This is a genomic window from Nocardioides allogilvus (assembly GCF_003047285.1).
In the GTDB taxonomy this organism is placed as follows: domain Bacteria; phylum Actinomycetota; class Actinomycetes; order Propionibacteriales; family Nocardioidaceae; genus Nocardioides; species Nocardioides allogilvus.
Map to the genome: position 1 here is coordinate 120,240 of NZ_PZYX01000010.1, position 19,996 is coordinate 140,235.

The following is a 19,996-nucleotide window of genomic DNA, read 5'->3' on the forward strand; positions in this document are numbered from 1 at the left end:
GAGGAGCACCATGAGCACGAAACGATTCGTGGCAGCCGTGGCGGCTGTCCTCGTCGTCGTGCTCGCGCCTGCGCTCCTCACCTCGTCGCACTCGACGCAGGCCGGCTGGCGCGAGGAGCTCGTCGTCACGCTCGCCGATGCCCGGAGCGACACCTTCGGCCTGGCAACAGCCGGCACGACCAACACCGTCGACCACGGCCAGTCAGCACCGGACGACATCGCCAACGAGCCGGCCATGACGGTCCAGAACCTCTCCCAGACCCATGCGTCGTGGATCGACGTGGTCAGCGCACGCGCGACGGTGCCGGCCAGCAACACGACCTCGACCCTGCTCGGCAACGTGCGCCTCAACTACGACCCCACGACCACCGGCTGCCTGGCCGGCGCGTCCGGAGCGCCCTACTGGGCGGTGAACGGCGCGAACGCGCTCGCCAGCGGCACCGAGTATCCCCGTGCCTCGGCCAAGGTCACCGGAGACGTGCTCACGCCCGGGCAGACGAAGTCCGTGTGTCCGCTGGTGGAGCGGACCGGCACCAACGCCGAGTTCCTGCTCGCCCACGCTGGTCGGCAGCTCGACATCCAGACCAAGGTCCGGCAGCGGTCGGAGGCGCCGGGAACGTGGTCGTCCACGACGGCGACGCTGACCAGCCGCTACCAGGTGAAGCTCCCTCCTGCCACCAGGCCCTCGGTCGACAACGTGGTGTGCGCACGGACCTCGGTGCTCGGCGCACGATCCCCGATCGGTGTCTACGGGCGCCTCTACTGGGCGTGGCCGTTCGCCGGGAGCTCGGCGAGCGTCCCGACCCCTGCCGTCGACCGGTTCACCGTCATCCGCTCCACGGACGGCACCACCTGGGCGCCCCTGCGCAGCGGCACCGACCAGACCGCGGGTCCCATCGACCAGTACGCCGGCGCAGTCAGGATGTCGGCCAACATCAACAGCAGCTGGCTCGCTGCCGACGCTCCCACCCCCGTCTACCTCTCGGTGCGCGCCTACCCCTACGCCGGTTCCAGCGTGTACGTCGACGCCGACTGGATGGTGCTCGTGAGCGAGGGGAACGCGCAGCTCGACGACTACTTCACGTGCCGGACCGGTGGGGTGGCCACCGTGACGAGCGCCGGCGTGGCCAACGCCGGCTCCACGCCGGTCGGGCTCGGCTGAGATGCGTCGGGTGAGGGTGCTCCTGCGCACCGCGATGTCCCTCGTCCTGATCGTCGCCGTGGCCCTGCTCGCCGCGCTCGTGGTCGTCCCGCGGGCCTGCGGCTGGGTGCCGCTCACGGTGCTGTCGGGCTCGATGACCCCCACCTACCCGGTCGGCAGCCAGGTGGTGGTGGAGCGTGTCAATGGCGCGGAGGACGCCAACGACCTCGAGGTCGGCGACATCATCACGTTCCTGCCGCGGCCGGACGACCCGAGCCTCACGACCCACCGGATCGTGCGGAAGCAGTGGCGACAGGACGGGGTGGCCGTGTTCACCACCCGGGGCGACGCCAACGACACCGACGACGCGTGGGAGCTGACCGAGCAGCAGATCAGGGGCAGGGCGCGGTACCACGTGCCCTACGCCGGCTACGTCGCGACGGCCCTCACCCAGGAGAAGAAGGACACCGGGATCGTCGTGCTCGCGGGCGGCCTCCTCGGCTACGCCGCCTGGCAGCTCGCGCAGGCGGCCCTCCACCGCCGCCCTCGCACGCGGGTGCGGGACACTCGCGCCGACCGCTCGGCCGGCCGCCTCTAGGATCTGCCGACGTGGACCACACCATCGGCGTGCTCGCCCTCCAGGGCGACGTGCGCGAACACCTCGCCGTGCTCACCCGACTCGGCGAGCGGGCCATCGCCGTACGCCGCCCGGCGGAGCTGGCCTCGGTGGACGGGCTCATCATCCCCGGCGGGGAGTCGACCACGATGATCAAGCTGGCGAAGATCTTCGAGCTCTACGAGCCGCTGCGGGCGCGCATCCGCGACGGGCTGCCGACGTTCGGCACGTGCGCCGGCATGATCCTGCTCGCCGACCGGATCGAGGGCGGTGCGGTCGGTCAGGAGACCCTCGGCGGGCTCGACATCACCGTGCGCCGCAACGCGTTCGGCCGCCAGGTCGACAGCTTCGAGGGCGACCTCCCGTTGACCGGTCTCGACGAGCCGGTGCACGCGGTCTTCATCCGTGCGCCGTGGGTCGAGGCGGTCGGTGACGGCGTGGAGGTGCTGGCCCGCGTGCCGGCCGATCCCGCGCGGGGGGCGGCCGCCGGTAGGATCGTGGCCGTTCGCCAGGGTTCGCTGATGGCGACCTCCTTCCATCCGGAGGTCGGCGGTGACGCCCGGGTCCACGAGCTGTTCGTTGACCTGGTGCGCCGAGCCCGCGCCGAACGCCCCACCGATCACGAGACGAAGAGGGACTGATGTCTGGCCACTCCAAGTGGGCGACCACGAAGCACAAGAAGGCCGCGATCGACGCCAAGCGCGGCAAGCTGTTCGCCAAGCTGATCAAGAACATCGAGATCGCGGCGAAGATGGGCGGCCCCGACCTCACCGGCAACCCGACGCTCTTCGACGCGGTGCAGAAGGCCAAGAAGCAGTCGGTCCCCAACAAGAACATCGACTCCGCGGTCAAGCGTGGCGGCGGTCTCGAAGGCACCGGCGTCAACTACGAGACGATCATGTACGAGGTCTACGGCCCCGCCGGCGTGGCCTTCCTCGTCGAGTGCCTCACCGACAACAAGAACCGCGCGGCGATGGAGGTGCGCACCGCCGTGACCCGCAACGGCGGCACGCTCGCCGACCCCGGCTCGGTCTCGCGCCTGTTCACCCGCAAGGGCGTCATCGTGCTGCTGAAGTCGCAGGAGAAGGACGGAGCGACCACCGAGGTCACCGAGGACATGGTGCTCGAGGCGACCCTCGACGCCGGCGCCGAGGACGTCAACGACCAGGACGACTCGTTCCGGGTCATCTCCGAGGCCACCGACATGGTCGCCGTGCGCACCGCCCTGCAGACCGCGGCGATCGACTACGACTCCGCCGACGTCGAGTTCGTGCCGAGCATGGAGATCCCCGTCGACAAGGACGCCGCGGTCAAGGTGCTCAAGCTGGCCGACGCCCTCGAGGACCTCGACGACGTGCAGAACGTCTTCACCAACGTCGACATCCCCGACGAGGTGCTGGCCCAGCTCGACGAGGACGAGGACTGAGCTTCCCCGCTCCGCGCGTGTCGTACGCCGCCGCGTCGGCGCTGCAGGTTAGCGTTGGCCCGAACAGACGTTCGGACGAAAGGCTGACTTCATGCGGGTGCTCGGGATCGACCCCGGCCTGACGCGCTGCGGCGTCGGGGTGGTCGAGGGCTCCGTGGGTCGACCGCTCACGCTGGTCGACGTCAACGTGATCCGCACGAGCCACACCGAGCCGATCGCGCAGCGGCTGGTGACGATCGAGCGCGGGCTCGACGCCTGGCTCGACGAGTTCCAGCCCGACGCGGTGGCCGTCGAGCGGGTCTTCGCCCGCTCCGACTCCAGCACCATCATGGGCACCGCCCAGGCCAGCGGCATCGCCCTCGTGGTCGCCGCGCGCCGCGGCCTGCCGATCGCCCTGCACACGCCGAGCGAGGTCAAGGCCGCTGTCTCCGGCAGCGGGCGGGCCAACAAGGCCCAGGTCACCGCGATGGTGACCCGCATCCTGCGCCTGGACGCACCGCCCAAGCCCGCGGACGCGGCCGACGCCCTGGCGCTGGCCATCACCCACATCTGGCGCGGTGGCGCCCAGGCAAGAATCGACGCGGCGGTGCAGGCGCAGGCCGCCGCTAGGAGCAGATCGTGATCGCGTTCGTCCGCGGCGAAGTCGCCGCCCTCACCCTCACCAGCGCCGTCCTCGAGGTCGGCGGGATCGGCCTCGAGCTGATGTGCACGCCCGGCACCCTCGCCACGCTGCGCATCGGGTCGACCGCGACCCTGCCCACGAGCATGGTGGTGCGCGAGGACTCGCTGACCGTCTTCGGCTTCCTCGACGACGACGAGAAGCAGATCTTCGAGCTCGTCCAGACCGCCTCCGGGGTCGGGCCCAAGGTGGCCCAGGCGATGGTCGCGGTGCTCTCGCCCGACGACCTGCGCGCCGCGGTGGCGGGGGAGGACGTCAAGACCCTGACCCGCGTCCCCGGCATCGGCCAGAAGGGCGCGCAGCGGATCATCCTCGAGCTCAAGGACCGCATCGGCGCGCCGACGGGCGCCCGGCTCGCCGGCCAGGCGACCACGCCCGGTGCCCCCTGGCGCGACCAGGTGCACCAGGGGCTCGTCGGGCTCGGCTGGTCGAGCAAGGAGGCCGAGCAGGCCGTCGAGATCGTCGCGCCCGATGCGGGTGCCAGCCCTGACGTCCCCTCCCTCCTGCGCGCCGCCCTGCGCGCGCTGAGCAAGGCGTGACGACGTGAACTGGGAAGCCGACACCGAGGACGAGCTCACGCCCGCCGAGTCCGCGCACCTCCAGCGGCTCACGTCCGCGGACGCCGACGGCGACGACCGCGCGGTCGAGGCAGCGCTGCGACCGCGCAGCCTGGACGAGGTCGTCGGCCAGGTGCGGGTGCGCGACCAGCTCGGGCTGGTGCTGGAGGCTGCCCGACGCCGGGGGAGGGCGCCGGACCACGTGCTGCTCTCCGGACCGCCCGGGCTCGGCAAGACCACCCTCGCCATGATCATCGCCGGCGAGATGTCCGCGCCCCTGCGGCTCACCAGTGGCCCGGCGATCACCCACGCCGGCGACCTCGCCGCGATCCTGTCGGGCCTCAACGAGGGCGACGTCCTGTTCGTCGACGAGATCCACCGCATGTCGCGCCCGGCCGAGGAGCTCCTCTACATGGCGATGGAGGACTTCCGCGTCGACGTCGTCATCGGCAAGGGCCCGGGTGCGACCGCGATCCCGTTGGAGATCCCGCCCTTCACCCTCGTCGGAGCCACCACCCGCGCCGGCCTGCTGCCGGGGCCGCTGCGCGATCGCTTCGGCTTCACCGCACACCTGGAGTTCTACGAGCCCCACGAGCTCGACCTGATCGTGCACCGCTCCGCCGGGCTGCTCGGCGTCGAGCTGACCGACGAGGGCTCGGCCGAGATCGCGGGTCGCTCGCGGGGGACCCCGCGCATCGCCAACCGGCTGCTGCGCCGCGTGCGCGACTTCGCCCAGGTCCGCGCGGACGGCGTGGTGACCCTCGAGGTCGCGCGCGATGCCCTCGAGCTCTACGAGGTCGACGAGTCCGGCCTCGACCGGCTCGACCGCGGCGTCCTGGACGCGCTGTGCCGCCGCTTCGGCGGCGGCCCGGTCGGCATCTCGACGCTCGCCGTCGCGGTCGGTGAGGAGCGCGAGACGGTCGAGGAGGTCGCCGAGCCGTTCCTGGTCCGGCTCGGCCTGCTGGCGCGCACCCCGCGAGGACGGATCGCCACCGCCGCCGCGTGGCACCACCTCGGCCTGACACCGCCCGCGCAGCCGGCCGGTGTCGACTCGCCCCTGTTCGACGACGCGTGACGACCGGGCGTCGCAGCGCCCGCGTACACTCCAGCGTTGGTCGCTCGGGCGCATCCGCGCCTGCGCCGCACCACCCCCATCCCACCGAGACGCTTGAGGTAATTTCGTGGAGCAGTTCGCTTCCCTTCTTCCGCTGGTAGCCATCGCGCTGCTCTTCTGGGTCATGGTGGTGCGCCCCGCATCCCGTCGCCAGAAGGCCATCGCCAAGCTCCAGGCGGACCTCCAGCCCGGACAGCGGGTCATGCTGTCGGCGGGGATCTTCGGCACCGTCCGGTCCCTGGGCGACGACCGCGTCCGGATCGAGATCGCACCCGGCACCGAGATCGAGGTCGCGCGTGCCGCGATCAGCGTCGTCGACAACCAGGTCGCGCCCACCGACCCGACCGACCCGACCGACCCGAGCACTGGACCGGACGACCAGGCACGCTGACGTGGCCGCTCGGAAGCCCAACCCGGGTCGCACCCTCGTCGTCTTCTTCCTCGTCACCGCACTGACCTACGGGCTGGTCGCGCTCGCCGGGGTCTGGAAGCCCAAGCTGGGGCTCGACCTCCAGGGCGGCACCCGGATCACGCTGGTCGCCGAGGGTGACGTGTCCAGCGAGAGCCTGGCCGAGGCCCGCGGCATCATCGAGGACCGGGTCAACGGCTCGGGCGTCGCCGAGGCCGAGGTCTCCACGCAGGGCAACCAGTACATCGTCGTGGAGATCCCCGGCGAGAGCCGGCGCGACCTCGTCGAGACCGTCAAGCGCCAGGCCCAGCTCCGCTTCCGCGTCGTCGCTGCCGTCGCCAACGGCGTGGCCGGCGCCACCGGCTCCGGCCCCCTGCCCAGCTCCGTGCCCGGCACGGGCGTTCCGGGCAGCAAGCGGGCGCCGTACGCCTGGGCGGACGAGAAGGACAAGAAGAAGCCGACCAAGTCCCCGTCCCCGTCCCAGTCACCGTCGCCGGCCACCGAGCAGCCGGCCGCGGGGGACGACGACCCGTTGGTGTGGATGGACAACCCGGACGCCGAGTCCGTGGCGGCGTTCAACAAGTTCAGCTGCCCGGCCGACGGTGCGGTCGCGGACATCGACGACGACCCGGACAAGCCGCTGATCACCTGCGACCAGTTCGGCTCGAAGATGCTGTTGTCGAAGACCCTGATCGAGGGCACCGACCTCAGCTCGGCCTCCACCTTGCCGCCCAGCCAGCAGAGCGTGGAGTGGGGAGTCGACCTCAACTTCAACCGCGCCGGCACCCTCGAGTTCGCCCGCATCTCGCAGGCCCTGGTCAACACCGACAAGCAGTTCGCCATCGTGCTCGACGGCCGAGTCATCTCGGCGCCGACGATGGAGGGGCTGATCACCGACGGCAACGCCCAGATCACCGGGCAGTTCACCGAGGCCGAGGCCAAGAGCCTCGCGACCAGCCTCAAGTACGGCGCCTTGCCGATCTCCTTCGAGAAGGACCCGCCGGTCGAGCTGGTCGGCCCGTCGCTGGCCGGCAACCAGCTCTCGGCCGGCATCACCGCCGGTCTCGTCGGGCTGGTCCTGGTGATGCTCTACTGCCTGCTCTACTACCGCGGCCTCGGCCTGGTCGTGATCGCATCGCTGCTCATGGCGGCGGCCCTGATCTACTCGTTCGTGGTGCTGCTCAGTGAGGGCGTCGGCTTCACGCTGTCCCTGCCCGGGATCGCCGGGCTGATCGTCGCGGTCGGCATCACCGCCGACTCCTTCATCGTCTACTTCGAACGCATCCGCGACGAGATGCGCGACGGCAAGTCGATGCGCGTCGCCGTCGAGGCGGGCTGGGCGCGGGCCCGCAACACCTGCCTGGCGGCCGACACCGTCTCGCTGCTGGCCGCGGTGGTCCTCTACATCTTCGCCGCCGGTGTGGTGAAGGGCTTCGCGTTCGCGCTCGGCCTGTCCACGCTCATCGACCTGGTGGTCTTCTTCTGGTTCACCCACCCGCTCGTGTCGTGGCTGGCGCGCTTCTCGTTCTTCAACCGTGGCCACGCCCTGTCGGGGCTCAGTGCCGACACCCTCGGCATGGACGCCATCGCGACCTCGACCGCTGGAGGCAAGGCCTGATGGGCGCGTTCTCACGACTCGGCAACGACCTCTACTCCGGGCGCCGCTCGATCGACTTCGTCGGTCGCACGTGGGTCTGGTACGCCCTCTCGGCGGTGCTCATCGCGGTGGCGGCCTTCGGGCTGGTGTCCAAGGGCCTCAACATGGGCATCGAGTTCACCGGCGGCGCCGAGTACCGCGTCACGGTCTCGGCCGACAAGGCCACCCAGGACACGGCCGACGACCTGCGGACGGCGGTCGCCGGCACCGGCATCGAGAGCGCGTCGGCCCCCGTCGTCACGACCTCGGGCAGCGAGGCGATCATCGTCCAGACCGAGCCGGTCGACGACGAGGAGAGCGCCGATCTGGTCGCCACGATCCTGGAGGTGACCGGTGCGACCCAGGCGGACATCTCCCAGACGGAGATCGGCCCCAGCTGGGGCAAGGAGGTCGCCGAGCGGTCCCTGATCGGGCTCGTGGTCTTCCTGGTCCTGGTCGTGCTCTTCATCTGGGCCTACTTCCGCGAGTGGAAGATGTCGGTCGCAGCGATCGTCGCGCTGGCCCACGACATCCTCATCACCATCGGGATCTATGCGCTGTCGGGCTTCGAGGTGTCCCCGGCCACGGTGACCGGTGTGCTGACGATCCTAGGTTTCTCGCTCTACGACACCGTCGTCGTCTTCGACAAGGTCCGCGAGAACACCCACCAGCTGAAGCGCTCGCGCCTGACCTACGCCGAGGCGGCCAACCTCGCCGTCAACCAGACCCTGGTCCGCTCGATCAACACCTCGCTCGTCGCGCTCATCCCGGTCGCCGCGATCTTGTACGTCGGCGTCGTGCAGCTGGGATCGGGCTCGCTCAAGGACCTCGCCCTCGCCCTGTTCGTCGGCATGGCGGTCGGTGTCTACTCCTCGATCTTCATCGCCACGCCCCTGCTCGTGCAGCTCAAGGCGCGCGAGAAGGACGTCGACCACGACGAGCGTCGGGCCGCTGCCCGACGCCGCGAGGCCTCGGCCGACGTCTACGCGCGGGTGTCCGCGGCCGACCGCAACGCTGCTCCGCCGCCGGACCCCCGGCGGGTGCGCGCGGACGGGACGGTGGCCACGCGCCCCGCGAAGGCACCGCCGCGACAGACCGAGGCGATCAACAAGGGCCGCGTCGCCCCCAAGCCACACGGTCCGGTCAAGCCGAGCCCGTCGGCCGGCCGTGTCCAGCCCACCCGCCAGCCGCGCTCGAAGCGGGGCAAGAAGTGAGCCGGCAGGCGCTCGAGGCGGCCCGCGACGCGATGTCGCGCCTCGTCCTCGACGTCCCCGACCATCCGCTGCCCGGCGTGATGTTCAAGGACATCACCCCGCTGCTCGCCGACCACGCGGGATTCACCGCCGTCGTCGAGGCCCTGGCGGCGACGGCTCGCGACGCGGCCGGCAACGTCGTGGTGGACAAGGTCGTCGGCATGGAGGCCCGCGGCTTCATCCTGGCCGCGCCGGTCGCGCTCGCGCTCGGGGTCGGCTTCGTGCCCGTCCGCAAGGCCGGCAAGCTGCCGCGCGCCACCCACGCCGTCTCCTACTCCCTGGAGTACGGCGAGGCCACGCTCGAGCTGCACCAGGACGCGATAGCGCCGGGGGAGCGAGTGTTGCTGATCGACGACGTGCTGGCCACCGGCGGCACCGTCGCGGCCACCCGCCAGCTCGTCGAGGCGTGCGGCGGCACCTGCGTCGGAGTCTCGGTGCTCATGGAGCTGACGTTCCTGCCGGGGCGCGCCGCAGCCGGCGACCTGCCGATCAGCGCCATCACGTCCGTCTGACTCCACCCGTCGGTGACCGGTCACTAGACTGGCGCGATGAGCGAAGAGACCAGCACCCCCGTGGCGCAGGAGCGCGCCTCCGAGGTGCCTGTCTCGGCCCGGAGCATGCGCGCACGGCTGGCTCGCATCGGCGCCAAGGCGCCGACCGGCAACCCGGTCCTGGAGCCGCTGTTCCGCTCCGTGCGGGCCAACCACCCCAAGGCCGACCTGGCGCTGCTGGAGCGTGCCTATCTCGTCGCCGAGAAGATGCACGGCTCGCAGATGCGCAAGAGCGGGGACCGCTACATCACCCACCCGCTGGCCGTGACCACGATCCTGGCCGACATCGGCATGACCGAGCCGACCCTGGTGGCGGCGCTGCTCCACGACACGGTCGAGGACACGCCGTACACCCTCGAGGAGCTCCGCAAGGATTTCGGTGACGAGGTCGCCATCCTCGTCGACGGCGTGACCAAGCTCGACAAGGTGCAGTACGGCGACTCGGCGCAGGCCGAGACGATCCGCAAGATGATCGTGGCGATGTCGCGCGACATCCGCGTGCTGGTCATCAAGCTCGCCGACCGGCTCCACAACATGCGCACGCTGCGCTACCTCAAGGCCGAGACGCAGGAGCGCAAGGCCCGCGAGACCCTCGACATCTACGCCCCGCTCGCGCACAGGCTCGGCATGAACACCCTCAAGTGGGAGCTCGAGGACCTCGCCTTCGCGACGCTGCACCCGAAGATGTACGACGAGATCGTGCGCCTGGTCGCCGACCGTGCGCCGTCGCGCGACCAGTTCCTGGCCGAGGTCATCGCCCGCGTCGACGGCGACCTGCGCGAGGCGAAGATCAAGGGCAAGGTCACCGGACGACCCAAGCACTACTACTCGATCTACCAGAAGATGATCGTCGGTGGTCGCGAGTTCTCCGACATCTACGACCTGGTCGGCATCCGCATCCTCGTCGACGACGTCCGCGACTGCTACTCCGTCCTCGGGGTGCTGCACTCGCGCTGGAACCCGGTGCTGGGGCGGTTCAAGGACTACGTCGCGATGCCGAAGTTCAACATGTACCAGTCGCTGCACACCACGGTCATCGGACCGCAGGGCAAGCCCGTCGAGCTGCAGATCCGCACCTTCGCGATGCACCGTCGTGCGGAGTACGGCGTGGCGGCGCACTGGAAGTACAAGGAGGACACCAAGGCCGGGCTCGACACCGACGCCCGCGCCGGCTCCTCCCAGATCGGCGACGACATGTCGTGGCTGCAGCAGCTCCTCGACTGGCAGCAGGAGGTCGAGGACCCGGGCGAGTTCCTGGAGTCGCTGCGCTTCGAGATGAACCAGGCGCAGGTCTACGTCTTCACGCCGCGCGGTGACGTCATCCCGCTGCCGGTCGCAGCCACCCCGGTCGACTTCGCCTACGCCGTGCACACCGAGGTCGGGCACCACACGATCGGTGCCCGGGTCAACGGCCGCCTCGTACCGCTGGAGTCGTCGCTCGACAACGGCGACGTCGTGGAGGTCTTCACCTCCAAGTCGGCCAACGCCGGCCCCTCGCGCGACTGGCTGAACTTCGTCAAGTCCCCCCGGGCGCGATCGAAGATCCGCCAGTGGTTCACCAAGGAGCGCCGCGAGGAGGCGATCGAGCGCGGCAAGGAGCAGATCGCCAAGCTGATGCGCAAGGAGGGCCTGCCCCTCAAGCGGTTGATGACCCACGAGTCGCTCATGCAGGCGGCCGAGCACTTCAACCACGCCGACGTCTCGGCGCTCTACGCCGCCGTCGGTGAGAACAACCTGAGCGCACAGGCCGTCGTTCGCCGCGTGATCGACCTGCACGGCGGAGACGACGGTGCTGCCGAGGACCTGTCCGAGGGCGTGACCATCACCCGCCGCTCGCGGGCCACGACCGGAAGCACCGACTCGGGCGTCGTCGTCAAGGGCGTCGACGACGTATGGGTCAAGCTCGCCAAGTGCTGCACGCCCGTGCCGCCCGACCCGATCCTGGGTTTCGTCACCAAGGGCGGCGGAGTCTCGGTGCACCGGCGCAACTGCACCAACGCCGCCGAGCTCGAGACCCAGCCGGAGCGGCTGATCGAGGTCGACTGGGCGCCGAGCTCACAGTCCACGTTCCTGGTGAACATCCAGGTCGAGGCACTCGACCGGGCACGCCTGCTCTCCGACATCACGATCACCCTCTCGGACGCCCACGTGAACATCCTCAGTGCGACGCTCTCGACCAGCCGCGACCGGGTCGCCAAGAGTCGCTTCACCTTCGAGATGGCAGACGCCTCCCACCTCGACAACGTGCTCCGCGCCGTGCGCAGCGTGCCCGGCGTCTTCGACGCCTACCGGGTCACGAACTAGCTGAAGTCCTCGGCGGCCTTGCGCGCCATGTCGAGGAACGCCTGCTTGTTGGCGAGCGAGTCCTCGAGCTGCTTGACCCGCTTGTCGTCACCGGCGGTCTTCGCCTTGTCGAGCTTGGCCTGCTCCTCGGCGATGCCGGCCTCGAGCTTGGAGACGATGTCGTCGGCGCGGGCGGACTTCTCCGGGTCGCTGCGCTTCCACTGGTCGTCCTCGACCGAGCGGATGGTCTGCTCGACCTTGCGCATCCGGCCCTCGAGGTCCTTCATCCGGTCGCGCGGGACCTTGCCGGCGGCGTCCCAGCGGTCGGCGAGGTCGCGGAAGGCGCGCTTCGCGGCGTCGAGATCGGTCACGGGGACGAGCTTCTCGGCCTCGAGGAGGATCTCCTCCTTGACCTCGGCGTTGGCGGCGAACTCCTTGTCGAGCTCGGCGTTGGCGGCGTCGCGGGCGCCGAAGAAGGCGTCCTGCGCACCGCGGAAGCGCTTCCACAGCTCGTCGTCGATGTCGCGCGGCGCCGGGCCGGCGGCCTTCCAGTCGCGCATCAGGTCGCGGTAGCGGCCGGCGGTCGGGCCCCACTCGGTGGACGTCGACAGCGACTCGGCCTCGGTGGCGAGCCGCTCCTTGATCACCCGGGCGCTGTCACGCTTCTCGTGCTCCTCGGCGAAGTGCGCCTTGCGGCGCCGGGTGTACGTCGTGCGCGCGCTGCTGAAGCGCTTCCACAGGACGTCGTCGGTGGCCTTGTCGAGGCGGGGAAGGACCTTCCACTGGTCGAGGAGGTCGCGCAGCCGGTTGGCACCGTTGCGCCAGTCGTTGCCCTGGGCGAGCTTCTCCGCCTCGGCGACGATCTTGTCCTTCTCGACCTTCGACTCAGCGGTCCGCTGGGCCTTCTCGACCCGCTTGGCCTCACGCTGGCTGGCGATGACCGGGCCCGTCGCGTCGAGACGTGCGGCCAGGCCGGTGAGGTCGCCGACGGCGTTGGCCTCGACGACCTGCTCACGCAGCATCTTGACCGTCGAGGTCGCTTCCTCGGGGCTGAGCTTGCCGGCCGCGATCCGCTGCTCGAGCAGGTGCACCTCGAAGGAGAGCGCATCGAAGCGGTCGGTGTAGAACTTCAGCGCCTCCTCGGGGGTCCCCACGGGGTACTGCCCCACAGTGCGTTCCCCGTCGGGGGTCTTGACATAGACGGTGCCGTCCTCGGCCACTCGGCCCCAGTCGGACTGCTTGTCGGCGCTCATGGTCGCCCATCGTAGTCACGAGCCACCTCGGTAGGCTGACGCCCGTCCCGACCCTGCCACCCGACTAGGACTTCACACACGTGTTCATTGCCGGCTTCCCCGCTGGACCCTGGGGCACCAACTGCTACGTCATCGCCACCGGACCCGGCAGCGAGTGCGTCGTCGTCGACCCCGGCAAGGACGCCGCCGCCGGTGTCGCCGACGTCGTGCGCGAGCACAAGCTCAAGCCCGTGTCGGTGCTGGTGACGCACGGGCACGTCGACCACATGTGGTGCGTGGCGCCCGTGGCAGGCACCTACGACGCCACCGCGTGGATCCACCCGAGCGACCGGCACCTGCTGACCGACCCGATGGCGGGGATGAGTCGCGAGACCACGCAGATGCTGCTCGGCGGCAGCTACGAGTGGGCCGAGCCCGACGACGTGCGAGAGCTCACCGACCTGCAGGAGCTCGAGCTGGCCGGCCTGCGGTTCGTCGTCGACCACACGCCCGGACACACCGAGGGATCGGTCACCTTCCGCACGCCGTACGCCGACGCGGACATCTCCGAGGTCATGTTCTCCGGCGACCTGCTGTTCGCGGGCTCGATCGGTCGCACCGACCTGCCCGGCGGGGACCACGCGACGATGCTGACGAGCCTCGCCTCCAAGGTGCTGCCGCTCGCCGACGACATCGTCGTCCTGCCCGGACACGGCGAGCAGACCTCGATCGGCCGCGAGCGCGCGACCAACCCCTATCTGCTCGACCTGATCGACCGCGGCGACGCGGGCCGCGTGACGCGAGGACTCTGACATGGCCAAGATCGCCCCGCTCAGCGGATTCCCCGAGCTCCTGCCTGAGCAGCGCGTCGTCGAGCGCGAGATCATCGCCTCGCTCGCCCGCACCTTCGAGCTGCACGGCTTCGCCAACATCGAGACCCGCGTCGTCGAGCCGATCGACCGCTTGGCCAAGGGTGGCGAGATCGACAAGGAGATCTACGTCCTCCAGCGCCTGGCCGCGGAGCCGGACGCGAAGGCCGAGCTCGGCATGCACTTCGACCTCACCGTGCCCTTCGCGCGCTACGTGCTGGAGAACGCCGGCAAGCTCGAGTTCCCGTTCCGTCGCTTCCAGATCCAGCCCGCGTGGCGTGGCGAGCGTCCCCAGGAGGGTCGCTACCGCCAGTTCACCCAGGCCGACATCGACATCGTCGGGCGCGACACCCTCGGCTTCCACCACGACGTCGAGGTCGTGCGAGTCATGGTCGAGGCGCTGGGCGCGCTGCCGTTGCCGCCGCTGTCGTTCCAGGTCAACAACCGCAAGCTGATCCAGGGCTTCTACCGCGGCCTCGGCATCAGTGACGTCACCACCGCGATCAAGGTCATCGACAAGCTCGACAAGCTCCCCGCGGAGACCGTCGCCGAGCAGCTCGTCGAGCAGGCCGGCGCCACGCCCGAACAGGCCGAGCTGTGCCTGCGGCTGGCGACCATCCGCGTCCCCGACACCTCGTTCGTCGAGCAGGTCCGCGCCCTCGGCGTCGAGGACGAGCTGCTGGAGACGGGTCTGGTCGAGCTCGCCGCGGTCATCGACGGGTGCGCGAGCGCCACCTCCGAGCGTGTCTCGGTCGAGGCCAACCTGCGCATCGCCCGCGGCCTCGACTACTACACCGGCACTGTCCTCGAGGTCTTCATGGCCGGCTACGAGCGGCTCAAGTCCGTCGGCGGCGGCGGTCGCTACGACGCGCTCGCCAGTGACGGGAAGACGACCTACCCCGGCGTCGGCGTCTCGTTCGGTGTCTCCCGCACCCTCATCCCGCTCATCTCCGACGGCGTGCTCGCGGGCAGCCGCAAGGTGCCGAGCGCGGTCCTGGTGGCCGTCACCGACGAGGACGCCCGCGAGGCGAGTACGGCGATCGCGACCGCCCTCCGCGCCCGCGGCGTGGCCTGCGAGGTCTCCGCCGACGCAGCCAAGTTCGGCAAGCAGATCCGCGCGGCCGAGCGCCGCGGCATCCCGTTCGTCTGGTTCAGCCAGGCCGACGGCACCCACCAGGTCAAGGACATCCGTTCCGGTGACCAGGTCGAGGCTGATCCCTCGACGTGGAGCCCACCCGAAGAAGACCTGCGACCGCAGGTCGTCACGACTCGCACCACCACCCTCGAGGAGAACCAGTGATTCGCACCCATGACGCCGGCGCCCTGCGCGCCGAGCACGTCGGACAGACCGTCGTCCTCGCGGGATGGGTCGCGCGCCGCCGTGACCACGGCGGGGTGGCGTTCCTCGACCTGCGCGAGGCAAGCGGTGTGGTCCAGGTCGTCGTGCGCGACGAGGAGGTGGCGCACAGCCTCCGCAGCGAGTTCTGCCTGAAGGTCACCGGTGAGGTCGTCGCGCGCAAGCCCGGCAACGAGAACCCCAACCTGCCGACGGGCGACATCGAGGTCGTCGCGACCGAGGTCGAGGTCCTCGCGGCGAGCGCTCCGCTGCCGTTCCCGATCGACGAGGCCGGCACCGCCAAGGGCGGCGACGTGGGGGAGGAGGCCCGCCTCAAGCACCGCTACCTCGACCTGCGCCGCAGCGGTCCCAACAACGCCCTGCGCCTGCGCAGCAAGGTCAACAAGGCGGCGCGCGACGTCCTCGACCGCCACGACTTCGTCGAGATCGAGACCCCGACCCTGACCCGCAGCACGCCTGAGGGCGCACGCGACTTCCTCGTGCCGGCCCGCCTGCAGCCCGGCAGCTGGTATGCCCTGCCGCAGAGCCCCCAGCTGTTCAAGCAGCTGCTGATGGTCGCGGGCATGGAGCGCTACTTCCAGATCGCGCGCTGCTACCGCGACGAGGACTTCCGCGCCGACCGCCAGCCCGAGTTCACCCAGCTCGACATCGAGATGAGCTTCGTCGAGCAGGACGACGTCCTGGCCGTCGCCGAGGAGATCCTGGTCGCGCTGTGGAAGCTGATCGGCTACGAGATCCCCACCCCGCTGCCGCGGATGACGTACGCCGAGGCGATGGCGCGCTTCGGCAGCGACAAGCCCGACCTGCGGATGGGCCAGGAGCTCGTCGAGTGCACCGACTACTTCAAGGACACCACGTTCAGGGTCTTCCTGGCCGACTACGTCGGTGCCGTGGTGATGCCCGGTGGTGCGAGCCAGCCGCGCAAGAAGCTCGACGCCTGGCAGGAGTGGGCCAAGCAGCGCGGGGCCAAGGGCCTGGCCTACGTCCTGGTCGGCGAGGACGGTGAGCTCGGGGGACCGGTCGCCAAGAACCTCAGCGACTCGGAGAAGGCCGGTCTCGCCGCCCATGTGGGCGCGGAGCCGGGCGACTGCATCTTCTTCGCCGCCGGCCCCGCCAAGAGCAGCCGCGCGCTGCTGGGCGCGGCCCGCCTCGAGATCGGCCGCCGCGGTGGCCTGATCGACGAGAGCGCCTGGAACTTCCTGTGGGTCGTCGACGCCCCCCTGTTCGAGCCGGCCGGCGACGCGACCGCGGCCGGTGACGTCGCCGTCGGGAGCGGTGCCTGGACGGCCGTGCACCACGCGTTCACCTCGCCCAAGGACCTCGACGTGTTCGACGCCGACCCGGGCAACGCCCTGGCGTGGGCCTACGACATCGTCTGCAACGGCAACGAGATTGGTGGGGGATCGATCCGTATCCACCGCGAGGACATCCAGAAGCGCGTCTTCGCGATCATGGGCCTCGACGAGGCTGAGGCGCAGGAGAAGTTCGGCTTCCTGCTCGAGGCGTTCAAGTACGGCGCCCCGCCGCACGGCGGCATCGCCTTCGGCTGGGACCGGATCGTCGCCCTGCTCGCGGGCACCGAGTCCATCCGCGACGTCATCGCCTTCCCCAAGTCCGGTGGCGGCTTCGACCCCTTGACAGCGGCGCCCGCACCCATCTCCGCCGAGCAGCGGAAGGAAGCCGGTGTGGACGCCAAGGCGACGAAGGATGTCCCGCCTGAGGGGTGAGCTCTCCCCAAGATCTGCGGCCGTTGGACGGACGGTCGTGTCCGGATCGTTACGCGTCAGTGATCGTCTGTGAGGCCCGCGTCACATAGAGTCCCGTTCGGCGCTGGCGGGAACCCCTGCACATCGAGGGTGTTCTCGGCAGTCCCACCGGGCGAACCCCGGCGCCTCACCAGCATCACGGACCAGCAACCCCGGACCAGTTAAAGGGAGAGCATGTCGCAGCCGACTGCACCGGAGACCTTGGGCACACTGACGGACGAGACGCCCGTCGACCCCAACAGCAAGCGGGCCCAGGAGGTCACCGGCAAGTCGCCGCTGCAGATCGCCTTCGGGCGCCTGCGCCGCGACAAGATCGCGGTGGTCTGCGCGCTCGTGGTGCTGTTCTTCATCCTGGTCGCCGTCTTCGCCGACCTGATCGCCAAGGCGTTCGGGGTCGACCTCGAGACGGTCAGCTCGTGTGAGGTCCTCGAGTGCAACTTCGCCTCGTCCGGCGTCGGCTACCCCAAGACCGGTCCGCCGTACCACGGGTTCGACCCCAGCCACCCGCTCGGCATCGCGCCGCGCACCGGCGCGGACAACCTGGCCCACTGGATCTACGGCTGCCGGACCTCGCTGATCATCGCCGGCGCCGCGACCTTGTTCGCGTCGGTCGTCGGCATCGTCGTCGGGCTCGTCGCCGGCTTCGTGGGTGGCGTGGTCGACAAGGTCCTCTCGTTCATCATCGACTTCTTCCTGACCATCCCGTTCCTGCTGGCGGCCCTGATCATCGCGCCGATCATCATCGACCGGTTCGGCACCAGCGACAGCTACGAGACCATCCAGATCCTCTCCCTGATCGGCATCTTGTCGATGTTCGGCTGGATGACGGTGGCTCGCCTCATTCGTGGCGAGGTGCTCTCGCTGCGTGAGCGTGAGTTCGTGCACGCGGCCCGGGTCCTGGGCATGCCCACCCACCGGATCCTCTTCCGTGAGCTCCTTCCCAACCTCATGGCCCCGATCGTGATCAGCATCTCGCTGATGCTGCCGGCCTTCGTGGCGGCCGAGGCGGGGCTGGCGTTCCTGGGGATCGGTGTCACGGGCAGTGCCTCGTGGGGCCAGACGATCGCCAACGCAGTGCCCTACTGGAGCAACTACTCGCTCTACCTCTGGGCCCCCATGGTGGGCGTGGTGGCGCTGGTCCTCTCACTCAACCTGTTGGGCGACGCGGTACGCGACGCGTTCGACCCGAAGACCCGCCGCTGAGGCGCGTCACAACCCAAGTTGTCACCCCGGGCTACCGGGTGTGCGAACCAGAAAGAGAAAGGCTGGACAATGAGACGTACTAAGGCGATCGCAACGCTCGCTACCAGTGCTGTCCTCGTGAGCCTCGCTGCCTGTGGTGGCGATGGCACTGAGACGGGCGAAGGTGCTGCAGGGGACGGATTCAAGGGCGCTGCCGAGACCATTGCCAAGGACGCAGAGCGTCAGGCTCCCGCGGCGGACGTCGAGGGCGCGACCGAGGGTGGCACCGTCACCGTCTACCTCCCCGACGACCCGGGCCCCGAGGACCTCGACCCGACCAACGGCTGGTCGGTGACGGGCAACTCGATCCAGCAGGCGCTCACGCACCGTGCGCTGACCCAGTACTCCCGCGACGACGAGACCGGCGAGATGGTGCTGGTCCCCGACCTCGCCGTCGACCTGGGCACGCCCAACGAGGACTTCACCGAGTGGACCTTCACGCTGCGTGAGGACGCGACGTGGGAGGACGGCAAGCCGATCACCGCCGAAGAGGTCGCCTGGGGCATCCAGCGCTCCCTCGACTCCGAGGCGTTCCCGTCGGGTCCCGGCACCGAGTACTCCGTGCACTTCTTCGCTGGTGCTGAGGACTACAAGGGTCCCTACACCGACAAGGGCAAGAAGTACGACGCGATCACCTTCGACGAGGCCGCCAACAGCGTCACCATCAAGATGGAGACGCCGTTCCCGGACATGGACTACTGGGGCGCCTTCATGGCGATGGGCCCGGCTCCGCTCGGCAAGGTCTCCGACCCGCCGGAGTACGGCCGCAACCCGCTCTCCAACGGCCCCTACAAGGTCGAGTCCTTCCGCCCGAGCGAGGAGCTCGTCCTCGTCAAGAACGACGCCTGGACTCCCGAGTCCGACCCGGCGCGTCACCAGTACGTCGACAAGTGGGTCTTCAAGTTCGCTGCCGACCCGACGCAGACCGACGAGCTGATGCTCAGCGACAACACCGAGTCGCAGACGTCGATCTCCGCCGCGGTGACCTCGGAGAACTACAGCAAGTTCACCTCGACGCTGGGCGAGCGCCTGGTGCAGCAGTCGTCGCAGTGCACCAGCTTCTGGGCGCCTGACTACACCAAGATCACCGACCTCAACGTCCGCAAGGCACTTGCCTACGCCTACCCGTACGAGAGCGTGTGGCAGGCCTCGGGCGAGGTGCCCGGCGTGACCCGTGTCCCGGCCAACTCGGTCATGCCTCCCGGCATGGCGGGCAAGTCCGACTACCAGGTCGACGGTGAGCAGATCACCTTCAACCCGGAGAAGGCCAAGGAGCTGCTGGCCGAGGCCGGCGCCGAGGGCTACGAGATCCACATGGCCTACGCCACGGGTTCTCCGACCACCGAGGCCGCGCAGAAGCAGATCGAGAAGGGTCTGACCGACTCCGGCTTCAAGGTCAAGTCCTACCCGGTGCCGATCGAGACGTCGCTCTACGTCATCTGGACCGACCCGAACAACAAGATCAACAAGAAGCTCAACCTGCGTGGCGTCAACTGGTGCTCCGACTGGCCGTCGGGCCTCACCATGATCCCGTCCCTGCTCCGCACGGACGCGACCTACAACACCGCCTTCTTCTCCGAGGAGTCGATGGACGCGCGCATGAAGGAGATCCCCACCCTGCCGCAGGATGAGCAGGCTGCTGCCTGGGGCGAGCTCGACGAGCAGATCGCTACCGAGTACTACCCCCTCATCCCGACCGCGTTCCGCAACGACCTCTTCGCCTTCGGGTCGAAGATCGGGAACCCGACGGGTGACGGTGCGCTCGGCGCGCCGAACTACAAGGATCTCTACGTCACTCAGTGATCCTGGGGTCGGCTGACGTCGACCCTCATCTCCACACGGTGTGGGGCTCCGGGACCCGGGGC

18 protein-coding genes are annotated in these 19,996 nt (G+C 69.7%); 17 read left to right on the plus strand and 1 reads right to left on the minus strand.

Annotation, left to right across the window (positions count from 1 at the left end; translation table 11 throughout):
• Positions 1-10: 10 nt before the first annotated feature.
• The 12 genes from C9J87_RS14890 (at position 11) to C9J87_RS14945 (ending at position 11,686) form a co-directional block, all read left to right on the plus strand.
• Complete coding sequence (locus C9J87_RS14890; RefSeq protein WP_157953221.1) at positions 11-1,162, plus strand: hypothetical protein; 1,152 nt, start codon at positions 11-13, stop codon at positions 1,160-1,162.
• Between the two features lie 10 nt (positions 1,163-1,172).
• Entirely contained in the window at positions 1,173-1,739 is a 567-nt protein-coding gene (locus C9J87_RS14895) for a signal peptidase I (protein ID WP_157953222.1), read from the plus strand.
• Positions 1,740-1,750: 11 nt separating this feature from the next.
• Positions 1,751-2,398: a pyridoxal 5'-phosphate synthase glutaminase subunit PdxT gene (pdxT, locus tag C9J87_RS14900; protein WP_232820070.1), complete on the plus strand. Its 648-nt coding sequence runs from the start codon at positions 1,751-1,753 to the stop codon at positions 2,396-2,398.
• Complete coding sequence (locus C9J87_RS14905; protein ID WP_010832797.1) at positions 2,398-3,183, plus strand: YebC/PmpR family DNA-binding transcriptional regulator; 786 nt, start codon at positions 2,398-2,400, stop codon at positions 3,181-3,183. The genes pdxT and C9J87_RS14905 overlap by 1 nt, the downstream gene beginning before the upstream one ends.
• Before the next feature lie 91 nt (positions 3,184-3,274).
• The gene (gene ruvC / locus C9J87_RS14910; RefSeq protein WP_010832798.1) at positions 3,275-3,805 is read left to right on the plus strand and encodes a crossover junction endodeoxyribonuclease RuvC; all 531 of its coding nucleotides are present in this window, start codon (positions 3,275-3,277) and stop codon (positions 3,803-3,805) included.
• Complete coding sequence (gene ruvA, locus C9J87_RS14915) at positions 3,802-4,401, plus strand: Holliday junction branch migration protein RuvA (protein WP_107705923.1); 600 nt, start codon at positions 3,802-3,804, stop codon at positions 4,399-4,401. The genes ruvC and ruvA overlap by 4 nt, the downstream gene beginning before the upstream one ends.
• A 4-nt stretch (positions 4,402-4,405) precedes the next feature.
• Entirely contained in the window at positions 4,406-5,494 is a 1,089-nt protein-coding gene (gene ruvB / locus C9J87_RS14920) for a Holliday junction branch migration DNA helicase RuvB (RefSeq protein WP_010832800.1), read from the plus strand.
• Positions 5,495-5,600: 106 nt separating this feature from the next.
• Complete coding sequence (gene yajC, locus C9J87_RS14925; protein WP_010832801.1) at positions 5,601-5,924, plus strand: preprotein translocase subunit YajC; 324 nt, start codon at positions 5,601-5,603, stop codon at positions 5,922-5,924.
• Position 5,925: 1 nt separating this feature from the next.
• Entirely contained in the window at positions 5,926-7,560 is a 1,635-nt protein-coding gene (gene secD / locus C9J87_RS14930; RefSeq protein WP_010832802.1) for a protein translocase subunit SecD, read from the plus strand.
• Positions 7,560-8,792 carry a protein translocase subunit SecF gene (gene secF, locus C9J87_RS14935; protein ID WP_010832803.1) on the plus strand — a complete coding sequence of 411 codons (1,233 nt, stop codon included), beginning with the start codon at positions 7,560-7,562 and terminating at the stop codon, positions 8,790-8,792. The genes secD and secF overlap by 1 nt, the downstream gene beginning before the upstream one ends.
• A 32-nt stretch (positions 8,793-8,824) precedes the next feature.
• Positions 8,825-9,343, plus strand: coding sequence for an adenine phosphoribosyltransferase (locus C9J87_RS14940; RefSeq protein WP_036492705.1), 519 nt, complete (start codon positions 8,825-8,827; stop codon positions 9,341-9,343).
• Between the two features lie 105 nt (positions 9,344-9,448).
• Positions 9,449-11,686 (plus strand): RelA/SpoT family protein, encoded by a 2,238-nt coding sequence (locus C9J87_RS14945; RefSeq protein WP_010832805.1) that lies wholly within the window; start codon positions 9,449-9,451, stop codon positions 11,684-11,686.
• Here the strand turns inward: C9J87_RS14945 and C9J87_RS14950 are convergent.
• Positions 11,683-12,918 (minus strand): DUF349 domain-containing protein, encoded by a 1,236-nt coding sequence (locus tag C9J87_RS14950; RefSeq protein WP_107705924.1) that lies wholly within the window; start codon positions 12,916-12,918, stop codon positions 11,683-11,685. The two genes, C9J87_RS14945 and C9J87_RS14950, sit on opposite strands and share 4 nt — an antisense overlap.
• 80 nt (positions 12,919-12,998) lie before the next feature.
• On the opposite strand from C9J87_RS14950, the gene C9J87_RS14955 reads away from it, so the two are divergent.
• The 5 genes from C9J87_RS14955 to C9J87_RS14975 all read left to right on the plus strand — a co-directional run bounded on the left by C9J87_RS14955 (position 12,999) and on the right by C9J87_RS14975 (position 19,934).
• A complete protein-coding gene (locus C9J87_RS14955; protein ID WP_010832807.1) occupies positions 12,999-13,709 on the plus strand; it encodes an MBL fold metallo-hydrolase in 711 nt (236 codons plus the stop codon).
• A 1-nt stretch (position 13,710) separates the two neighbouring features.
• A complete protein-coding gene (gene hisS, locus C9J87_RS14960; RefSeq protein WP_107705925.1) occupies positions 13,711-15,066 on the plus strand; it encodes a histidine--tRNA ligase in 1,356 nt (451 codons plus the stop codon).
• Entirely contained in the window at positions 15,063-16,850 is a 1,788-nt protein-coding gene (aspS, locus tag C9J87_RS14965; protein ID WP_010832809.1) for an aspartate--tRNA ligase, read from the plus strand. Before hisS ends, aspS begins: the two co-directional genes overlap by 4 nt.
• A 213-nt stretch (positions 16,851-17,063) precedes the next feature.
• Positions 17,064-18,092 carry an ABC transporter permease gene (locus C9J87_RS14970; RefSeq protein WP_010832810.1) on the plus strand — a complete coding sequence of 343 codons (1,029 nt, stop codon included), beginning with the start codon at positions 17,064-17,066 and terminating at the stop codon, positions 18,090-18,092.
• A gap of 69 nt (positions 18,093-18,161) precedes the next feature.
• Positions 18,162-19,934 carry an ABC transporter substrate-binding protein gene (locus C9J87_RS14975; protein ID WP_084622839.1) on the plus strand — a complete coding sequence of 591 codons (1,773 nt, stop codon included), beginning with the start codon at positions 18,162-18,164 and terminating at the stop codon, positions 19,932-19,934.
• Positions 19,935-19,996 lie beyond the last annotated feature (62 nt).

Excerpts from the sequence above, each read along its gene's own strand:
- ruvC (WP_010832798.1), top strand. The coding sequence starts at position 3,275 with ATGCGGGTGCTCGGGATCGACCCCGGCCTGACGCGCTGCGGCGTCGGG.
- C9J87_RS14890 (WP_157953221.1), top strand. The coding sequence starts at position 11 with ATGAGCACGAAACGATTCGTGGCAGCCGTGGCGGCTGTCCTCGTCGTC.
- C9J87_RS14945 (WP_010832805.1), top strand. The coding sequence starts at position 9,449 with ATGCGCGCACGGCTGGCTCGCATCGGCGCCAAGGCGCCGACCGGCAAC.
- C9J87_RS14975 (WP_084622839.1), top strand. The coding sequence starts at position 18,162 with ATGAGACGTACTAAGGCGATCGCAACGCTCGCTACCAGTGCTGTCCTC.
- hisS (WP_107705925.1), top strand. The coding sequence starts at position 13,711 with ATGGCCAAGATCGCCCCGCTCAGCGGATTCCCCGAGCTCCTGCCTGAG.
- C9J87_RS14905 (WP_010832797.1), top strand. The coding sequence starts at position 2,398 with ATGTCTGGCCACTCCAAGTGGGCGACCACGAAGCACAAGAAGGCCGCG.
- C9J87_RS14950 (WP_107705924.1), bottom strand. The coding sequence starts at position 12,918 with ATGAGCGCCGACAAGCAGTCCGACTGGGGCCGAGTGGCCGAGGACGGC.
- C9J87_RS14970 (WP_010832810.1), top strand. The coding sequence starts at position 17,064 with ATGTCGCAGCCGACTGCACCGGAGACCTTGGGCACACTGACGGACGAG.
- secF (WP_010832803.1), top strand. The coding sequence starts at position 7,560 with ATGGGCGCGTTCTCACGACTCGGCAACGACCTCTACTCCGGGCGCCGC.
- C9J87_RS14940 (WP_036492705.1), top strand. The coding sequence starts at position 8,825 with ATGTCGCGCCTCGTCCTCGACGTCCCCGACCATCCGCTGCCCGGCGTG.